An 18310-nucleotide genomic window follows, 5' to 3' on the forward strand; every position below is an offset into this window, starting at 1 on the left:
GGATCCTATGCACAGGTAAAAGCTGTTGTCATATACTGTAGGGAAAGTTATTTTCCTATGAGGTGATCGAAGAATGCTGTTCAGGCATCGAAAACGTAAGGAAATGGAAATGCAGCAGGACAGTCATGAGGATTTGTCCTGTATGTCCTGTTATGGAAATCATAGTTCCTGTGGATGTGACAGATGTGGAACAAGAGGCTGCCCAGGCCCTGTGGGACCTACAGGACCAACCGGTCCCAGAGGCTGTCCGGGAGTTCCGGGTCCTATGGGTCCTCAGGGACCGCAGGGGGAACCGGGAATACAGGGATATACGGGAGCCACTGGTCCGGCTGGAGCAACGGGTCCAGCGGGAGTCATCGGTCCGACGGGAGCAACAGGAGCCACCGGTCCTGCAGGAGTAACAGGTCCGACGGGAGCAACGGGAGCCACCGGTCCAGCGGGAGCAATGGGAGCGACAGGAGCAACAGGAGCAACAGGAGCCACGGGTCCAGCGGGAACGACGGGGGTAACAGGTCCGGCTGGTGCGATCGGAGCCACCGGTCCAGCAGGTCCAACAGGAGCAACAGGAGCCACCGGCCCCGCCGGAACAGTAACCCCGGCAGCTGCTGTTGGAAATGCAACAACGGTAGATGATATTGTGGAGGATTTTAATGCACTTCTTGCAAACCTTCGTGATGCAGGACTCCTGGAAAGATAGTGAAATGATAAACACACGTTACTGTGCGGCTGCGTATTTTATGCAGCCGCTGCATATTCTCCATAAAAATATTTCATTGTAGCTTTCCGACGAAAGGTGCTATAATATTCTTATGTAAGTATGAACATGGGGGATGAAATCGTGAAAAAAAACAAGTATGAGATCGATATGTGTAATGGGTCGATCATGGACAAGCTGATCTCGTTTTCACTGCCGCTGATGCTGTCCGGTATCCTGCAGCTGATGTTCAATGCAGTGGATATCGTGGTAGTGGGACGTTTCAGTGGAAGTGAGGCGCTGGCGGCAGTAGGCTCCACTACCGCACTGATCAATGTGTTTACCAACCTTTTTATCGGGATCTCTCTTGGTGCCAATGTGCTGGCAGCCAGATTTTATGCTGCCGGTAAGGATGAAGAAATGTCAGAAACAGTACATACATCGATCCTGCTGGCTCTGATCAGCGGGATCATCATGGCATTTCTGGGAGTGATCTTTGCCAGAATCTGCCTGGAGCTGATGGATACGCCGGAGGATGTGATCGATCTTTCTACTCTTTATATGCGTATCTATTTTCTGGGAATGCCGTTTTTTATGCTGTATAACTATGGCGCAGCAATTCTGCGTGCAGTGGGAGATACCAAGCGGCCGTTGGTCTTTTTGATCATTTCCGGTTGCGCCAATGCGCTTCTGAACCTGTTTTTTGTGATCATTTGTCATTTAAGTGTGGCAGGTGTCGGAATCGGAACCGTGATTTCTCAGCTGATCTCCTGTATCCTTGTTCTCCGATGCCTGTATCAGACAGAGGGAAGCTATCAGCTGCGTTTTTCGAGTCTGTCCATAAATATGGAATATCTGAAACAGATCTTTCAGGTAGGGCTTCCAGCAGGAATCCAGAGTACAGTGATCAATTTTTCCAATGTGCTGCTCCAGTCCTCTGTAAATTCTTTTGGCTCCATTGCAATGGCAGGATATACGGCAGCAAACAATATCTTCGGATTTCTGTATGTGTCTGTAAATTCAGTTACCCAGGCCTGCATGAGCTTTACCAGTCAGAATTATGGTGTGCGAAAACCGAAACGTATGGACCGGGTGCTTGTTGACTGTATGATCCTGTCCTTTGTCGTATCCTTTGCCATGGGCTGTGGTGCATACTTTTTCGGTCCGCAGCTTCTGAAGATCTATACGGAAGACCCTAAGGTTATCCAATGCGGAATGGAGATTCTTGTCTATACCACAGTTACCTATTTCCTTTGCGGACAGATGGATCTGTTTCCGGGAGCACTGCGCGGAATGGGACGCTCTGGTGTGCCGATGATCCTGTCTATTATCGGAACGGTCGGCCTTCGAATTGTGTGGATTTTTGGAATTTTCCCGGCTCACAGATCACTGAAAGTACTGTTTATTTCTTATCCGGCATCCTGGATCCTTACGATCATCATGCAGGTGACCTGTTTCTGGTTTGTAAGGCGGAAAGTTCACAGGCAGCTTCTGGGAGAGACTGCAGAATAAAAACGAATACACAGAATATCAGAAAAAGCGGATAGAATTCCGCTTTTCTGTGTTTACGGGGAAAATAAAACAGGTCAACTCATGTCCATTTTGCAAACAGGAGACATTGGAGCTGGAAAATAAAGAATATGGAGGAAACATGGAATTATTAAAACCTGATTATTACGACGAATTTACCTGTATTGCAGACAAATGCACCATCAGCTGCTGCAGGGAATGGAAGATCAACATAGATGATGAAACCTACAGAAACTGGAAAACCATCCAGCCGCCGTCAGAGGTGCCCGGACACAGAAGCTGCCTGCAGGCCTATACCATGAAAAAGGACGGCAGCCGGATCATGAAGATGACGGAAGAGCACGACTGTCCTTTTCTTGCAAAGAACAGACTGTGCTATCTGGTAAGTGCTTATGGGGATTCGATGCTTTCAGAGACCTGCCAGATTTTTCCAAGGGAGATCCATGAATTTCAGGATCATAAGGAAGCGACCATGATGCCCTGTTGCCCGGCTGTCCTGGACATCTGGAAGGAGAAGAAAAGAATCGCTTTTCCGGAAACTCCAAAAGAAAAGGAACAGCCGCTTTTTCTTGTGCGCCGGAAGGTTATGGATCTTATAATGGATCCTGAAAAAACACCGGAGGAAATCCTTCTTGAAAGTTTTTATGTTCTGAAGGAACTTCACTGGAACATGCCGCTTACCACAGAGCTTGTGGAAGATTATTTTTCAGAGAAAACGATTCGCCAACTGGAACATGCTATTAATGAAATAGAGCTGCCTGTTCTGGATACCATGGACGAATGCAATGAACTTTTGCAGGACCTGGCTGTAAATTACCGGAAAGAGGGACTTTACCGGAAATATCTGGAGCCGGTGATGGAACTTGCGGAGGAATTGTCCGAAGAATATGAGGAAGAGGAACTGGTGGAAGCCCGGGAGGATTTTTATCGGAAATTTCGTGTATATGAAGACCTTCTCCGGAGCTTTCTTGCCAACGAAGTATATTCAGATCTTCTGACACCGGAGGGAGATTTGGAAGATGCCCTGGTCCATATGCAGTGGATCGGTATGGAATATGCCACCATCCGCCAGGCTGTTTTTCTTCGGTGGCAGAAAGATGGACGGGGATCTCTTCCCTACGAAACACTCCGGGATTATATGGTAGTGATCTCCAGAATGACCGGATATGAGGAAGACGATATCCGGGAATATCTTGAGAACAGTTTTGAAGAGCTTCTGTGGGAGTGGGGATATTTTGCGCTGATCACAGGGAAATGACTTTATAACTTAAAGTTATATTAAGTATTAAAAATATACATTTTAATTATATGACGTTTTGTGTTAGAATATAGGACGAAAAGGGTAACAGAGGAATGTTAACCCGGAAATGGATAACGATCAGAAAGGAACTTGTTTTATGGATAAGGGAACAATTTTTAAATTTCATAATGACCTTGATACCGATCAGATCATTGCATCCCAGTATCTGCTTCTGCCGAATTTGGATGAAATGAAGGACCACACATTTGAATCACTGGATCCGGATTTTTCCAAAAAGGTTAAACCGGGAGATTTTGTAGTTGGAGGAGAGAACTTCGGATGCGGATCCTCCAGAGAGCAGGCACCGGGTGTTCTTAAGGCACTTGGAGTAAAGGCAGTTATTGCGAAATCTTTTGCTCGTATTTTTTTCCGTAATGCCATTAATATCGGACTTCCGGCAATTGTCTGTAAGGATCTCCCGGATGCTGTGAAGACAGGAGATACCCTGGAGCTTCATATGTCCGAGGGAACTGCTGTTGCCAATGGTAAGACTTATTCCTGCACAAAACTGCCGGAATACATGCAGAATATACTGAATCAGGGCGGCCTTATCGCTTCTCTGAACCGTGAGGAGGAATAAGAGATGGGAATGACGATCGCAGAAAAAATCATCGCGGCAGCGGCTGGAGTGGACAGTGTAAAACCCGGAGATATCTATACGGTTTCACTGGATCATCTGATGAGCAATGACGGAACCACACATCTGACTGTTGATATGTACAACAATAAATTAAAAAATCCTCATATTGCAGATACAAAGAAGCTGGTATTAATCGTAGACCATAACGTACCGTCTGACAGCCCGAAAACAGCGGCATCCCAGAAAAAGATGAGAGATTTTGCAAGAGAAAATAATATTGATTTCTGGGAAGGAAAGGGTGTCTGCCACCAGATCATGATCGAGAATTATGTCCGTCCGGGACAGCTGATCTTCGGTGCTGACAGCCATACCTGTTCCTACGGAGCACTTGGTGCTTTCGGTACCGGTGTAGGATGCACAGATTTCCTTTACGGAATGGTGACCGGAACATCCTGGGTCATGGTTCCGGAAACCGTAAAATTTAACCTGACAGGGAAGCTTCCTGAGGGTGTTTACGCAAGAGATCTGATCCTTACCATTATCGGTGAGATCGGGGCAAACGGCTGCAACTATCAGGCAATGGAGTTTACCGGTGAGGGCGCCAGAACCTTAAGCATCAGCGACCGTATGGCACTTTGCAACATGGCTGTTGAGGCTGGTGCGAAGACAGGAATCTTTGAGGCTGATGATAAAGCTCTGGAATATCTGAAAGAGCATGGACGTGAGCCAAAAGCGGTATATCATAGCGATCCGGATGCTGTTTACGCAAGAGAGTATACCTTTGATCTTTCAAAAGTCCGTCCGGTTGTAGCGAAGCCAGACTTTGTTGACAATGTGGTTCCGGCTGAGGAAACCTGCGGCATCAAGATCAACGAAGCGTTCCTTGGCTCCTGCAATAACGGCCGTATTGAAGACCTCCGTGTAGGCGCAGAGGTGATCAAAGGCAAAAAAGTTGCAGAGGGAGTTCGTTTCCTGGTTGTTCCTGCAAGCCAGACCATTTATCGTCAGGCATTAAAGGAGGGGCTTATCGATATCTTCATGGAAGCAGGGGCTATTGTTATGAACCCGAACTGCAGTGTATGCTGGGGAAGCTGCCAGGGTGTTATCGGCGAGAATGAGGTTCTGATCAGCACAGGAACCCGTAATTTCAAGGGACGTGCAGGGCATCCGAGCTCCAAGGTTTACCTGGGATCTGCGGCAACAGTTACTGCATCTGCCGTTGCAGGTGAGATCGCAACTGCTGACAGAGTATAAGAGTTTCAGAAAAGATTTAAATAATATATTCAGAAATTATCAGAGGATGATCCGTTTCGGCGTGGGTTCTTATAACAGAGCAGACAGAAAACATTTGCCTGATGATACGGAACGGAATAAACAGGAGATATACATATGGAAGCATTTACAGGAAAAGTGTGGGTACTTGGTGATGATATTGATACGGATATCATTATCCCGACGGAGTACCTTGCACTGAAAACCATTGACGATATGAAACAGTACGGATTCAGCCCCCTTCGTCCGGAGCTGGCCGGACAGATCCAAAAGGGCGACATTATTGTAGCAGGAAAGAACTTCGGATGCGGATCCTCCAGAGAGCAGGCACCGGAGATCATCAAGGCACTGGGTGTGCAGTGTGTCATTGCGAAATCTTTTGCCCGGATCTTTTTCCGCAACTCCATTAACAACGGCCTTCTTCTTATTGAGCAGCCGGATCTTCATGACAATGTAAAAGAGGGAGATCAGGTTACGGTAGTAATGAATGAGCATGTAGAGCACAATGGAAAACAGTACCCGATCGCTTCTCTTCCGGAGAATCTGATGGATATCATCCAGGCTGGCGGACTGGTAAAAGCCATGCGTAAGCTGAACGGCCTGGACTAAAAAACGGAGAGGAGAGAAATAATGGGCGAGACGATCATTGAAAAAATTATCAGACATAATACAGGCAAGGCAGTAAAACCTGGTGATATCGTGACGGTCAATGTGGACAGAGTGATGATCCATGATATCTTTATTCCGTTTGTAGCGGAAAAATTTGAGGAGATGGGCTTTCAGAAGCTGTGGGATCCGGACAAGGTTGTTCTGATCTATGACCATCTTGTACCGGCAAGTCAGCAGGATGATACCAGACATTTCCATGTGGGAGATGCTTTTGCAGCTAAATATGGCATGAAAAACGTACACAGAAGTGACGGTATCTGTCATCAGCTTATGACTGAGGCAGGTTATGTTAAACCCGGTAATATTGTATTTGGCACAGACAGCCATACCACGACTTATGGATGTGTCGGTGCGTTTTCTTCCGGCATCGGTTACACAGAGATGGCCAGCATCTTGGGAACAGGAACCATGTGGATCAAGGTTCCGGAAACCATAAAGGTTGTGATCGACGGAGAACTTCCGGAGAATGTCATGTCCAAGGATATCATCCTCCGCCTGATCGGTGACCTTCGTGCAGATGGAGCTACTTACCGTGCTCTGGAATTTTGCGGAAGCACCATTGAAAATATGTCTGTGGCAAGCCGTATGACTATGGCGAATATGGCAATTGAGGCCGGTGCGAAATGTGCACTTTTCACACCGGATGAGAAGACAGCTGCTTACTGCAACGTAGAGCTTGATGATTATCAGAAGAGTCTTGTGGGAGATGAGGATGCTGTCTACATGAAGACCATAAGTTATAAAGCAGAGGATTTTGTGCCGGTAATGGCATGTCCGTCTCAGGTGGACAAGATCCGTGATGTCAGTGAGCTTCAGGGTGAGACCATCGACCAGGTATTCATCGGTTCCTGTACCAACGGACGTCTGGAGGATCTTATGGCGGCAGCAGAGGTGCTGAAGGGCAAAAAGGTTGCAGACTTTGTAAAGCTGATCGTGACTCCTGCCAGCCGCAAAATTTACCGTCAGGCTATTGAGCTTGGCATTCTGGATACTCTTGCGGAAGCAGGGGCTATCATTACACATCCGGGTTGCGGACTTTGCTGCGGAAGGACCGGCGGAATCCTGACAGACGGTGAAAAGGTCGTGGCAACCAACAATCGTAATTTCCTGGGACGTATGGGAACTTCCAAGGTTCAGATCTATCTGGCATCTCCGAAAACAGCAGCAGCCTGTGCCGTTGCAGGCAAGATCGTAATGCCGGAATAAGAAGCAGAAGATTCTGAGAGAAATACTGTTGCCAGAAACAGATAAAGAAACGTATGAGAAAGACAGATTTTCGCAGAGGCGTCAGTCTGTCTTTTTTTACCGGATCAGAAGGATCCGGGATAAGTCATTTTTACAGAAAATGGGATTTATTGTATTATAATAACAGCCAGTGTGACAACATAACATATATTACATAAGACTCGAGGGATAAGGGTATGGAGAAAAGATCAACCATCAGTAAAAAGACACTGAAGATCATACTTGGGATCTGCATTGGCGTAACGATCCTGGCAGTGGCAGGGTTATTTGTCTATACATACTTGGCAGATCACAATACGCTGGGACGGAAGATTTCCATATGGGGAGTGGATGTTTCCGGACTGGATGCAAAGCAGGCAGAAGAAAAGATCACTGCGGAATTTGCAGATCGTCCGGTATCCTTTCAGGAAAATGATCAGGAAGTTTACAGTACTACTTTGAAAGAGCTGGGCTACAGTCTCAATGAAGAAGCCCTTCTGAGTAAGCTTACAGAAATTCAGAAACAGCGGGAAGAGAGCCGGAAGCTTTTTCCAAAGGAAGAAAATATAGAACCGGAATGTCAGATCGAGGAAGATGAGGAGCAGGAAAAGCAGGCTCTCGATCTTTCAAATTTCGGTACGGAAGAAAGAAAAGCTTCTGTTGATGCAGCCATTCAGTACAATAAGGAGAAAAAAGAATTCACCCTTGTGAAACAGGTACAGGGGACGGAAATCGATCCGGATAAGCTGGAGACTACCGTGGACACAAATCTGAACGCAGCATTTGATACGGCTCTGCTTGGGGATACCATCACAGTACCGATCAACAAGCATGTGTATGTAAGCCCGACGGTCACTGTAACAGAGGATATGAAAAATAAGATTACAGACCTGAACAGCCAGCTGAAGAAATACCGCAGCAGTACAGTAACTTATACATTCGGAAGTGAAACGGCTGTTCTGGATTCCGATACGATCACATCCTGGCTGAAGGCTGAGGGGGAGACGCTGACTTTGGATGAAAAAGCCATTAAAGCCTACATCAGTGAGCTTGCCAATAAATACAATACCATTTATGTTCCCCGCACCTTTCATACATCTACGGGAACGGATGTGACCATTGAGGGAAATGAGTACGGATACCGGATCGATCAGGACGGAGAATATGCTCAGCTTCTGGAAGACCTGAAAAGTGGTACTGCTGTAACAAGAGAGCCTGTTTACAGCAAAAAAGGATACCAGAGAAACGGAACAGACGATCTGGCAGGCAGTTACATAGAGGTCAGTCTGGATGCACAGCATTTGTGGCTGTATAAGGACGGAAGCCTTGTGACGGAAACAGATATTGTCAGCGGTAAGCCGGTGAAGGGGCGTGAAACATATCGTGGTGCATGGCCGATCGCCTACAAGGCGAGTCCCTTTAACCTTACCAGCAATGAATATGGTTACGATGTAAAGGTTAATTACTGGATGCCTTTTGTCTACGGACAGGGACTTCATGATGCGTCCTGGCAATCATCCTTTGGCGGGAACCGTTATAAAACCAACGGAAGCCACGGCTGCATCAATCTGCCTAAGGATCAGGCAGCACTGATCTATAACACCATTGATGCAGGTTATCCGATCATTATTTACTGATAGGAGCAAAAAAGCTTCGGAGAGATCCGGAGCTTTTTTTATGCCCGAAAATGAAAATTATCATGGAAGCAGGATCGTAAATGATAAGGTTTTTCAAAAGTACGTTAAAAAAAACACAAAAAAATATCGAAAAAGCCTTGTCGAAACAGAAATAACATGATATGATGATTTCGGAAATCGAGCTAATACACTTCTTAATTGCGGAGGAAGAGTGTTTTTCTCTTTTATTTGGGTGCAAATTGATAAAAAAACTCAAATAAGTGTTAGTTGAGATTTCATTTTTTTATTCATGTATCGTTAAAAAAAAGACAATATATGAACAAGAATATCTACTATAAACGTCAGATTTTAGACTAAGAAAGGATAATGAAAGGTATGAAGTACAGTTATTATCCGGGTTGCACCCTGAGAACAAAGGCCAAAGATCTGGATGAGTATGCCAGAGCCAGTGCCACAGCCCTTGGGTTTGAGCTTGAGGAGATCGAGGACTGGCAGTGTTGTGGTGGTGTTTATCCGCTTGGCACAGACGAGATCGCCACAAAGCTTTCTTCCGTCCGTGCGTTAAACCAGGCAAAAGAAAAAGGCCAGGATCTGGTGACGATCTGTTCAGCCTGTCATCATGTGATCAAGCGTGTCAATGATGATATGAAAAATGTGGAAGATATCCGGACCAGAGCCAACAATTATATGCAGTTGGAAGCTCCCTATGAAGGAGAGACAACCGTTCTCCATTATCTGGAGGTTCTCCGGGACAGAGTCGGTTTTGATAAACTGAAAGAAAAAGTAGTAAATCCTTTTACCGGAAAGAAGATCGGAGCCTATTACGGATGTCTGCTTCTGAGACCTGGAAAGATCATGGCATTTGATGATCCGGAAAATCCAAGGATCATGGAGGATTTTATCCGTGCCCTTGGCGCTGAGCCTGTGATCTATCCTTACAGAAATGAATGCTGTGGAGGATATATATCCCTGAAAGAAAAAGAAATGTCACAGAATATGTGTGAAAAGATTGAAGAAAGCGCAGCAGGCTTTGGCGCAGATATGCTGATCACTGCCTGTCCGCTCTGCAAATACAATCTGAATAAAAATTCCGGAAATAAAATGCCGGTTTACTATTTTACAGAGCTTCTGGCAGAAGCCCTTGGCGTCAAAGAGGAGGTGGCAAAATGAGAGATAACCATTCTGCTGCGGAAAAAATAAAGGAGATCAGCGGGACCAATCCTCTGAAATGTATGAAGTGTGGCAAATGCTCTGCTACCTGCCCATCCTTTGACGAGATGGATATCAAGCCTCATCAGTTTGTGTCCTACGTGATCAATGAAAATATCGAAGCACTTGTAAATTCAGCATCCCTGTGGAAATGTCTTTCCTGTTTTGCCTGTGTGGAGCGCTGTCCGCGAGACGTAAAACCCGGAAAGATCATTGACGGGGCAAGACAGCTGGTTGTTCGGGAAAAAGGCGGAGACTATCTTTCACCAAATGAAATTCCGGAGCTTCTTGATCCGGAGCTTCCTCAGCAGCTGCTTGTAAGTGCGTTCAGAAGATACAGGAGGTGAGAAAGTGCAGAGAATCGGTGTATTTGTCTGCCATTGCGGAAGTAATATTGCCGCTACGGTAGACGTGAAAAAGGTTGTGGAGATCATTGCAAAAGAGCCAGGAGTTGTCCATGCAGAAGATTATCAGTATATGTGTTCCGAAGCAGGACAGTCCAGGATCCAGGAAGCCATCCGTGAAAAAAATCTCACAGGAGTGGTTGTCTGTTCCTGTTCTCCGCGTATGCATGAGGCAACTTTCCGTAAAGCAGCGGAAAAGGCCGGCCTGAATCCATACATGGTGGAGATCGCAAATATCCGTGAGCACTGTTCCTGGATCCACAAGGATATGCAGGAGGCTACGGAGAAGGCCGTGATCCTTGCAAGAGCAGCAGTAGCAAAAGTCAATTTAAATGCTCCTCTTCAGCCGGGAGAAAGCCAGGTTACAAAGAGAGCCCTGATCATCGGAGGCGGTATCGCCGGAATCCAGACGGCTCTTGATATTGCCGATGCAGGCTATGAAGTTGATATTGTGGAAAAAACACCAAGTATCGGCGGAAGAATGTCACAGCTTGACAAAACCTTCCCTACTCTGGATTGCTCCGCATGTATCCTTACTCCAAAAATGGTGGAGGCTGCAGCTCACGAAAAGATCAATATCTATACATACAGTGAAGTAGAAAAAGTTGCAGGTTTTGTAGGAGATTTTACTGTTGATATCCGCAAAAAAGCGCGAAGTGTCAACATGGACAAATGTACAGGCTGTGGAGTCTGCCAGGAAAAATGTCCTTCCAAAAAGATTCCCAATGAGTTCAACAGAGGGCTGAACAACCGGTCAGCTATCTATACTCCGTTTGCACAGGCGATTCCAAATGTTCCTGTGATCGACAGAGAGCATTGCCTGAAATTTAAGACAGGCAAATGTGGTGTCTGCTCCAAAGTATGTCAGGCAGGAGCCATTGATTACGATCAGCAGGATGAGATCGTAACACAGAAATACGGAGCGATCGTTGTGGCAACCGGATTTGATACCATCAAGCTTGACAAATATGATGAATATGCATACAGCCAGAGCAAGGATGTGATCACATCTCTGGAGCTGGAGCGTATCATGAATGCTGCAGGACCTACAAAAGGACATCTTGAGCGCCTCTCCGATGGAAAAGCACCGAAGGAGATCGTATTTATCCAGTGTGTTGGAAGCCGTTGCTCCGATGACCGTGGAAAGCCATACTGTTCCAAGATCTGCTGTATGTACACAGCTAAGCATGCCATGCTGATCCGTGATAAATATCCGGATACCAATGTGACGGTATTTTATATTGATGTCCGTACACCTGGTAAAAACTTCGATGAGTTTTACAGAAGAGCAGTTGAGCAGTATAACGTAAACTACATCAAAGGTCAGGTAGGAAAAGTAATTCCGCAGCCGGATGGAACACTTCTTGTTCAGGGCTCGGATCTTCTTGATAATAAGCAGATCTTCAAGAAAGCAGATATGGTAGTTCTTGCAACAGCCATTGAGCCAAATCCGGATGTACGTAAGATCGCTACCATGCTTACTGCAAGTATTGACACCAACAATTTCCTTACAGAAGCCCATGCAAAGCTTCGTCCTGTAGAATCACCGACAGCAGGAATTTTCCTTTCCGGTGTATGCCAGGGACCAAAGGATATCCCGGAGACAGTTGCCCAGGCAGGAGCTGCGGCCGTAAAGGCCATAGGACTTCTTGCAAAGGACAAGCTGACAACCAATCCATGTACGGCAAAATCCGACGAGCTTCTCTGTAACGGATGCTCTACCTGTGCAAATGTATGTCCTTACGGAGCGATTTCCTATGAGGAGAAACAGGTCAACGATCACGGTATCCGTGAGACAAGAAGAGTTGCGGTTGTCAATACAGCACTTTGCCAGGGCTGCGGTGCCTGCACAGTAGCCTGCCCGTCAGGAGCCATGGACCTTCAGGGCTTCTCCAACAGACAGATTATCGCGGAGGTGGATGCAATATGTCGATAGAAACAAAGGAAGAATTCAGACCAAAGATCGTGGCATTCTGCTGTAACTGGTGCAGCTACGCCGGAGCAGACCTTGCCGGAAGCAGCCGTTTGAGCTATCCGGCGGATGTAAAGATCATCCGTGTTCCATGTTCCTGCCGTGTCAATCCCATGTTCATCCTCCGTGCCTTTGAAAAAGGAGCCGATGGTGTGATCATGTGCGGATGCCATCCGGGAGATTGCCATTACAGTACCGGAAACTATTATGCAAGAAGACGTATGACACTTCTGTTTTCAATGCTGGATTATATTGGGGTGGAAAACGGAAGAACACGTGTGGAATGGGTATCTGCCGCAGAAGGCGTGAAATTTTCACAGACTATGAATGAGTTTGTTGAGAAGATCCATTCACTTGGTAAAAACGTGAGATTGGAGGATATAAGATGCAGGAGCTGATAAAACGTGCAAAAGAACTGCTTGCAGATGGCACGGTAGTCCGGGTTCTTGGGTGGAAAGCCGGAGATCTTGCCTTTAATCCGGAACCAGCCTATTTTGAAACACCGGAATCTCTGGAGGATTTTGTCTATGATGGATTCTGCGGTGCCAATTTAAGCAAATATATGATCGAAGCTTCCAAGCTGGAAGGAAAAACCATGGTCTGTCTGAAGCCCTGCGATACATATAGCTTTAACCAGCTTTTGAAAGAGCATCGTGTAGACAGAGAAAAAGCCTATATCGTAGGTGTTGGCTGTAAAGGAAAGCTGGATATTGAAAAGATCCGCAAAATGGGGATCAAGGGTATCCGGGGAATTTCCGGAGCAGAGATTACCGGAGATGCAGAGACATTGACTGTGGATACTGTTTACGGAGAAAAAACCTGTGCATACAAAGATGCCATGCTGGAACGCTGCCATGTATGTAAAGGAAAAGAGCATAAAATTTACGATGAACTGATTGGTGAGTCAAAGGAGACAAAGGACGCTGACCGTTTCGCAGAAGTTGAGCGGATCGAGGCAATGAGTCCGGAAGAAAAATTTGCATTCTGGCAGAGCGAGCTGAGTAAATGTATCCGCTGTAATGCCTGCCGTAATGTATGTCCGGCCTGCAGCTGCCGCAAATGTGTTTTTGACAGCAACAAGTTCGACAGCGCCCAGAAGGCAAATGTGGATTCCTTTGAGGAAAAGATGTTCCATGTGATCCGTGCCTTCCATGTAGCCGGAAGATGTACGGACTGTGGCGAGTGCAGCAGAGTCTGCCCGCAGGGAATTCCCCTTCATCTGTTTAACCGTAAGTTTATCAAGGATATTGATGCGTTTTACGGTGAGTATCAGGCAGGCGAGGATGCGGAGTCAAAGGGTCCGCTTACCAGCTTTACCTTTGATGATGTAGAGCCAGGGATCGTGGCAGAAAGGGGATAATGTATGTATAAGATCGCAGTAGAAAATCTGCCGGCATTATTCCGGAAAATTGCCGCAGACCAGGAATTATATTTACCGGTAAAGGTAAGTGAGCAGGTGAACTTCAAGGCATGGAGCGAGGATGCAGAAGTTTCCCTTGAAACACTGAAAACCGTGAAATCACCGAAGGATGCTTTCTTTCCGCAGAGTGAAAATCTCTATGCCTGTAAAAAGGACGGAAAAAATATCAGCATTGAGCCTCAGGCGCTGAAAGACCAGAATTTTGTCGTATTTGGAATGAGAGCCTGTGATGTACAGGGCGTGAAAGTTCTCGACAATGTGTTCCTTGGGGATCCGGTGGATACTTTTTACCAGGCAAGAAGAGAACATGGAACTATCGTAGCTCTTGCCTGTCATGAACCGGAGGAAAGCTGCTTCTGTAAAGTATTTGGCATTGATGCTGCAGATCCGGAAGCAGATGTTGCAGCCTGGATCATCGAGGGAGAACTTTTCTGGAAGCCTCTCACAGAAAAAGGAAATGCTCTGACAGAAGCTGTGAAGGAGCTTTTGGCAGATGCTGATGAGACAAAGGTAGAAGAGGAGAAGAAGGCAATCCGTGGTATTATCGAGCTTCTTCCATATACACATCTTTCACTGGAAGGATGGGCGCAGGAAGAATACATGGACCGTTTCAATTCTCCTGTATGGGAGAAACTGTACAAGCCTTGTCTTGCCTGCGGAACCTGTACCTTCGTATGTCCGACCTGTCAGTGCTATGACATTAAGGATTACGATACAGGGCACGGTGTTCACCGTTACCGCTGCTGGGATTCCTGCATGTACTCTGATTTTACCATGATGGCTCACGGAAACAACCGTACCAGCCAGATGCAGAGATTCCGTCAGAGATTTATGCATAAGCTTGTTTATTATCCGTTAAATAATGACGGCATGTTCTCCTGTGTTGGCTGCGGCCGCTGCGTGGAGAAATGTCCGGAATCTTTAAATATCGTAAAAGTCATCAAGGCCTTTGAAACACAGGGAGGTGAAAAGAATGAGTGAATGTACCTGTCATAAAAATTATACACTGGATACGCTGATCCCCAAGGTTGGCGTGATCACAGATATCCGTCAGGAGACACCGGATGTAAAAACCTTCCGTGTGGAAGCTCCGGAGGGTGGAAAGCTTTTCGAGCATATGCCAGGACAGTGTGCCATGGTCTGTGCACCAGGCGTCAGTGAAGGTATGTTTTCCATTACTTCTTCTCCGACTGTAAAGGATTATCAGGAATTCAGCATCAAAAAATGCGGATCCCTTACCGATTATCTCCACAGCCTTCAGGTTGGAGATGAGATCGCAGTCCGCGGACCATACGGAAATCATTTTCCGGTGGAAGATAAGTTAAAGGGAAAAAATCTCCTGTTCATCGCAGGTGGAATCGGTCTGGCACCTCTTCGTTCCGTGATCAATTATGTGCTGGATAACCGTGAGGATTACGGAACAGTAGATATTCTCTATGGTTCCCGTTCCGCAGATGATCTGGTGCAGCTTAAGGAAATCCAGGAAGTATGGATGAAAACAGAAGGTGTAAATGTATATCTTACCATTGACCGTGAGCAGGAAGGCTGGGACGGTCATGTAGGATTTGTTCCGAATTATCTGAAGGAGATTGGTTTTGATACCAATAAGACCGCTCTGGTCTGCGGCCCGCCGATCATGATCAAATTCGTTCTGGCAGGACTGGAAGAGCTGGGCTTCTCCAGAGATCAGGTATATACCACACTGGAGCTTCGTATGAAATGCGGTGTCGGAAAATGCGGCCGCTGCAACATCGGAGACAAATACGTCTGCAAAGACGGCCCAGTATTCCGATGTGATGAGGTGGATGAATTACCTAATGAGTACTAAGTTATAGATTGCACCTTAAGAAACTTTCAAATATATGCGCTGGTTATAGCCAGTACACAGCCATGTGGAACAGCCATCTCGCTAAGATGCCCATTTTAGGAGCGATTTTAGCGGCGCTGAAATCCAGTACTTACGAAGACTTAGGAGTGAAGGCTCTCCTGAACTCCTTAGTCGCAGTTAGTACTTAGTTCAGCAGAGCGTTGCGACGGGCACGTGTGAGATGGCTGTTCCACATGGCGTACGATTTGGATAAAAGAAAGGACACCAACATGGAAAATAATATGGTAAACGTATATTTTTTCGGTAAAAAATACAGCGTTCCCGGTGATCTGACCATTATGACAGCTATGGAATATGCCGGTTACACATTAAAAAGAGGATGCGGCTGCAGACACGGATTCTGCGGTGCCTGTGCGACCATCTACAGGATCAAGGGACAGAATGAGCTGAAAACCTGTCTCGCCTGTCAGACACAGGTGCAGGAGGGAATGTATGTGGCAAGTATCCCGTTCTTCCCTACAGACAAGAGACTTTATAATATAGAAGATCTTAAGCCGAACCAGCAGGTAATGATGGAGCTTTATCCGGAGATCTACAGCTGCATCGGATGCAATGCCTGCACAAAGGCCTGTACACAGGACTTAAATGTCATGCAGTATATTGCATATGCGCAGAGAGGCGAGCTTGAAAAATGTGCAGAGGAATCCTTTGACTGCGTAAGCTGCGGCTGCTGTTCCGTAAGATGTCCGGCAGGAATTTCCCATCCGATGGTAGGCCTTCTGGCAAGACGTCTCACCGGAAAATATATTGCGCCGAAAAGCGAGCATCTGGAGAAACGTGTGGAAGAGATCCACGAGGGCAAATTTGACGATATGATCGAGAAGATCATGCAGAAGCCGATCACAGAGATGCAGGAACTTTACAACAGCAGAGAAATCGAGAAGTAGGAGGGCGTAAAACATGTATGCACCATATCCAGAAAATATGATGGAATCCATCAAAAAGGTAGAGGCTACAAGAGCGGAGCGTATGGCAACAGAGCCAAGACGTCTGAGTGCAGATGAGAAAGATGCTCTTCTCAAAAAATTCCATCCGGACTATAACCCGGATGCATTTGCAGAGATTAAGGTAGGACCGAACAAGGGACAGAAAGCACCACTGGAACTGACAAAAATGCTCCATTCAGAAAGCCGTCTGCTCAACGAAAAAATCGATCTTACAAAAATCGATTATGATGTAGATGTACTGATCATCGGCGGTGGTGGAGCAGGCTCTTCCTGTGCCATCGAGGCCCACAACGCAGGTGCCAACGTTATGATCGTTACAAAACTCCGTATCGGTGATGCCAACACCATGATGGCAGAAGGCGGGATCCAGGCAGCAGATAAAGAAAATGATTCCCCGGTACAGCATTATCTGGACTGCTTTGGAGGCGGACATTTTGCCGCAAAACCGGAGCTTGTAAAAAGACTGGTAATGGAAGCACCGGATGCGATCAAATGGCTCAACGACCTTGGTGTTGAGTTTGATAAAGCAGAAGACGGAACCATGGTCACTACACATGGCGGCGGTACCTCCAGAAAGAGAATGCATGCTGCAAAGGATTATTCCGGATCAGAGATCATGCGTACTATCCGTGATGAGGTCTTAAATCTTAAGATCCCGGTAGTGGAATTTACATCCGCTGTAGAACTTCTGAAGGATGAAAAAGGTCAGACTGCCGGTGCAGTTCTTCTCAACATGGAAACCGGAGACTATTCCGTTGCAAGAGCAAAAACAGTTGTAATTGCAACCGGTGGTGCAGGAAGAATGCATTATCAGGGATTCCCGACCTCCAATCACTACGGAGCAACTGCTGACGGACTCGTGCTTGGATACAGAGCAGGCGCTTCCCTTCTTTACCAGGATTCTATCCAGTATCATCCAACAGGTGCGATCTATCCGTCACAGATCCTTGGTGCCCTGGTAACAGAGAAGGTTCGTTCCGTTGGTGCACAGCTTGTAAATGCAAACGGAGAGGCTTATATTCATCCGCTGGAAACCCGTGACGTAAATGCTTCCGGTGTTATCCGCGAGTGTGAGGAAGGCCGTGGCGTGGAAGTTCCAGGTGGACGAAAAGGTGTATGGCTGGATACTCCGATGATCGAGATCCTGGGCGGTGAGGGAACTATCGAAAAGAGGATCCCTGCCATGTTCCGTATGTACATGAATTACGGCATTGATATGAGAAAAGTCCCGATCGTGATCTACCCGACCCTTCATTATCAGAACGGTGGTCTTGAGATCAACGGAGACGGCTTTACAAAAGAAATCCCGAACCTTCTGGTTGCAGGAGAGGCAGCAGGCGGAATCCACGGAAGAAACCGACTGATGGGCAACTCTCTTCTTGATGTAATTGTATTCGGACGAAATGCAGGTAAAAAAGCAGCTGCCAAATGCAAAGAGGTAGAGCTTGGCACTATGAATCTGGATCATATCAGAAAATATGAAGAGGAACTGAAAAATGCAGGAGTTGATACAGGAGACGTATCTCCTATGCTTCTGCCGAAATATGCCCGCCACGAACGTTAA

The 18310-nt window shown here is 46.5% G+C and carries 17 protein-coding genes; all 17 read left to right on the top strand.

What is annotated here, in order from left to right; genetic code table 11:
* Positions 1-73: 73 nt before the first annotated feature.
* The 17 genes from CCC17_RS12595 (at position 74) to CCC17_RS12675 (ending at position 18310) form a co-directional block, all read left to right on the top strand.
* Positions 74-697, top strand: a complete 624-nt coding sequence (locus CCC17_RS12595; protein WP_173760947.1) for a collagen-like protein — start codon at positions 74-76, stop codon at positions 695-697.
* 126 nt (positions 698-823) lie between these two features.
* The gene (locus tag CCC17_RS12600; RefSeq protein ID WP_334296240.1) at positions 824-2206 is read left to right on the top strand and encodes an MATE family efflux transporter; all 1383 of its coding nucleotides are present in this window, start codon (positions 824-826) and stop codon (positions 2204-2206) included.
* Positions 2207-2345: 139 nt separating this feature from the next.
* Entirely contained in the window at positions 2346-3482 is a 1137-nt protein-coding gene (fliB, locus tag CCC17_RS12605; RefSeq protein ID WP_059086870.1) for a flagellin lysine-N-methylase, read from the top strand.
* A 139-nt stretch (positions 3483-3621) separates the two neighbouring features.
* The gene (locus CCC17_RS12610) at positions 3622-4104 is read left to right on the top strand and encodes a LeuD/DmdB family oxidoreductase small subunit (protein WP_114002638.1); all 483 of its coding nucleotides are present in this window, start codon (positions 3622-3624) and stop codon (positions 4102-4104) included.
* A 3-nt stretch (positions 4105-4107) separates the two neighbouring features.
* A complete protein-coding gene (locus tag CCC17_RS12615; RefSeq protein ID WP_114002618.1) occupies positions 4108-5358 on the top strand; it encodes a 3-isopropylmalate dehydratase large subunit in 1251 nt (416 codons plus the stop codon).
* A 135-nt stretch (positions 5359-5493) separates the two neighbouring features.
* Positions 5494-5985: a LeuD/DmdB family oxidoreductase small subunit gene (locus tag CCC17_RS12620; RefSeq protein WP_015524680.1), complete on the top strand. Its 492-nt coding sequence runs from the start codon at positions 5494-5496 to the stop codon at positions 5983-5985.
* Between the two features lie 21 nt (positions 5986-6006).
* On the top strand, positions 6007-7251 hold the full coding sequence (locus CCC17_RS12625; RefSeq protein ID WP_114002619.1) for a 3-isopropylmalate dehydratase large subunit: 1245 nt from the start codon (positions 6007-6009) through the stop codon (positions 7249-7251).
* Positions 7252-7466: 215 nt separating this feature from the next.
* The gene (locus CCC17_RS12630) at positions 7467-8906 is read left to right on the top strand and encodes a L,D-transpeptidase family protein (protein WP_287083208.1); all 1440 of its coding nucleotides are present in this window, start codon (positions 7467-7469) and stop codon (positions 8904-8906) included.
* Between the two features lie 375 nt (positions 8907-9281).
* Complete coding sequence (locus CCC17_RS12635) at positions 9282-10076, top strand: CoB--CoM heterodisulfide reductase iron-sulfur subunit B family protein (RefSeq protein WP_022426047.1); 795 nt, start codon at positions 9282-9284, stop codon at positions 10074-10076.
* A complete protein-coding gene (locus CCC17_RS12640; protein WP_015524685.1) occupies positions 10073-10462 on the top strand; it encodes a 4Fe-4S dicluster domain-containing protein in 390 nt (129 codons plus the stop codon). The genes CCC17_RS12635 and CCC17_RS12640 overlap by 4 nt, the downstream gene beginning before the upstream one ends.
* Positions 10463-10466: 4 nt before the next feature.
* Positions 10467-12455: a CoB--CoM heterodisulfide reductase iron-sulfur subunit A family protein gene (locus CCC17_RS12645; protein ID WP_059085575.1), complete on the top strand. Its 1989-nt coding sequence runs from the start codon at positions 10467-10469 to the stop codon at positions 12453-12455.
* A complete protein-coding gene (locus tag CCC17_RS12650) occupies positions 12446-12889 on the top strand; it encodes a hydrogenase iron-sulfur subunit (protein WP_015524686.1) in 444 nt (147 codons plus the stop codon). The genes CCC17_RS12645 and CCC17_RS12650 overlap by 10 nt, the downstream gene beginning before the upstream one ends.
* Positions 12877-13851 (top strand): 4Fe-4S dicluster domain-containing protein, encoded by a 975-nt coding sequence (locus CCC17_RS12655; RefSeq protein WP_118063564.1) that lies wholly within the window; start codon positions 12877-12879, stop codon positions 13849-13851. Before CCC17_RS12650 ends, CCC17_RS12655 begins: the two co-directional genes overlap by 13 nt.
* A 3-nt stretch (positions 13852-13854) precedes the next feature.
* Positions 13855-14892: a 4Fe-4S dicluster domain-containing protein gene (locus CCC17_RS12660; protein ID WP_195656003.1), complete on the top strand. Its 1038-nt coding sequence runs from the start codon at positions 13855-13857 to the stop codon at positions 14890-14892.
* The gene (locus tag CCC17_RS12665) at positions 14885-15739 is read left to right on the top strand and encodes an FAD/NAD(P)-binding protein (protein WP_015524689.1); all 855 of its coding nucleotides are present in this window, start codon (positions 14885-14887) and stop codon (positions 15737-15739) included. The genes CCC17_RS12660 and CCC17_RS12665 overlap by 8 nt, the downstream gene beginning before the upstream one ends.
* A gap of 269 nt (positions 15740-16008) precedes the next feature.
* Positions 16009-16686, top strand: coding sequence for a 2Fe-2S iron-sulfur cluster-binding protein (locus tag CCC17_RS12670; protein WP_021652990.1), 678 nt, complete (start codon positions 16009-16011; stop codon positions 16684-16686).
* 13 nt (positions 16687-16699) lie between these two features.
* Positions 16700-18310 carry an FAD-dependent oxidoreductase gene (locus tag CCC17_RS12675; RefSeq protein WP_022426050.1) on the top strand — a complete coding sequence of 537 codons (1611 nt, stop codon included), beginning with the start codon at positions 16700-16702 and terminating at the stop codon, positions 18308-18310.

The organism is Blautia sp. LMAG:36, assembly GCF_008680535.1.
Taxonomy (GTDB): Bacteria; Bacillota; Clostridia; order Lachnospirales; family Lachnospiraceae; genus Blautia_A; species Blautia_A fusiformis.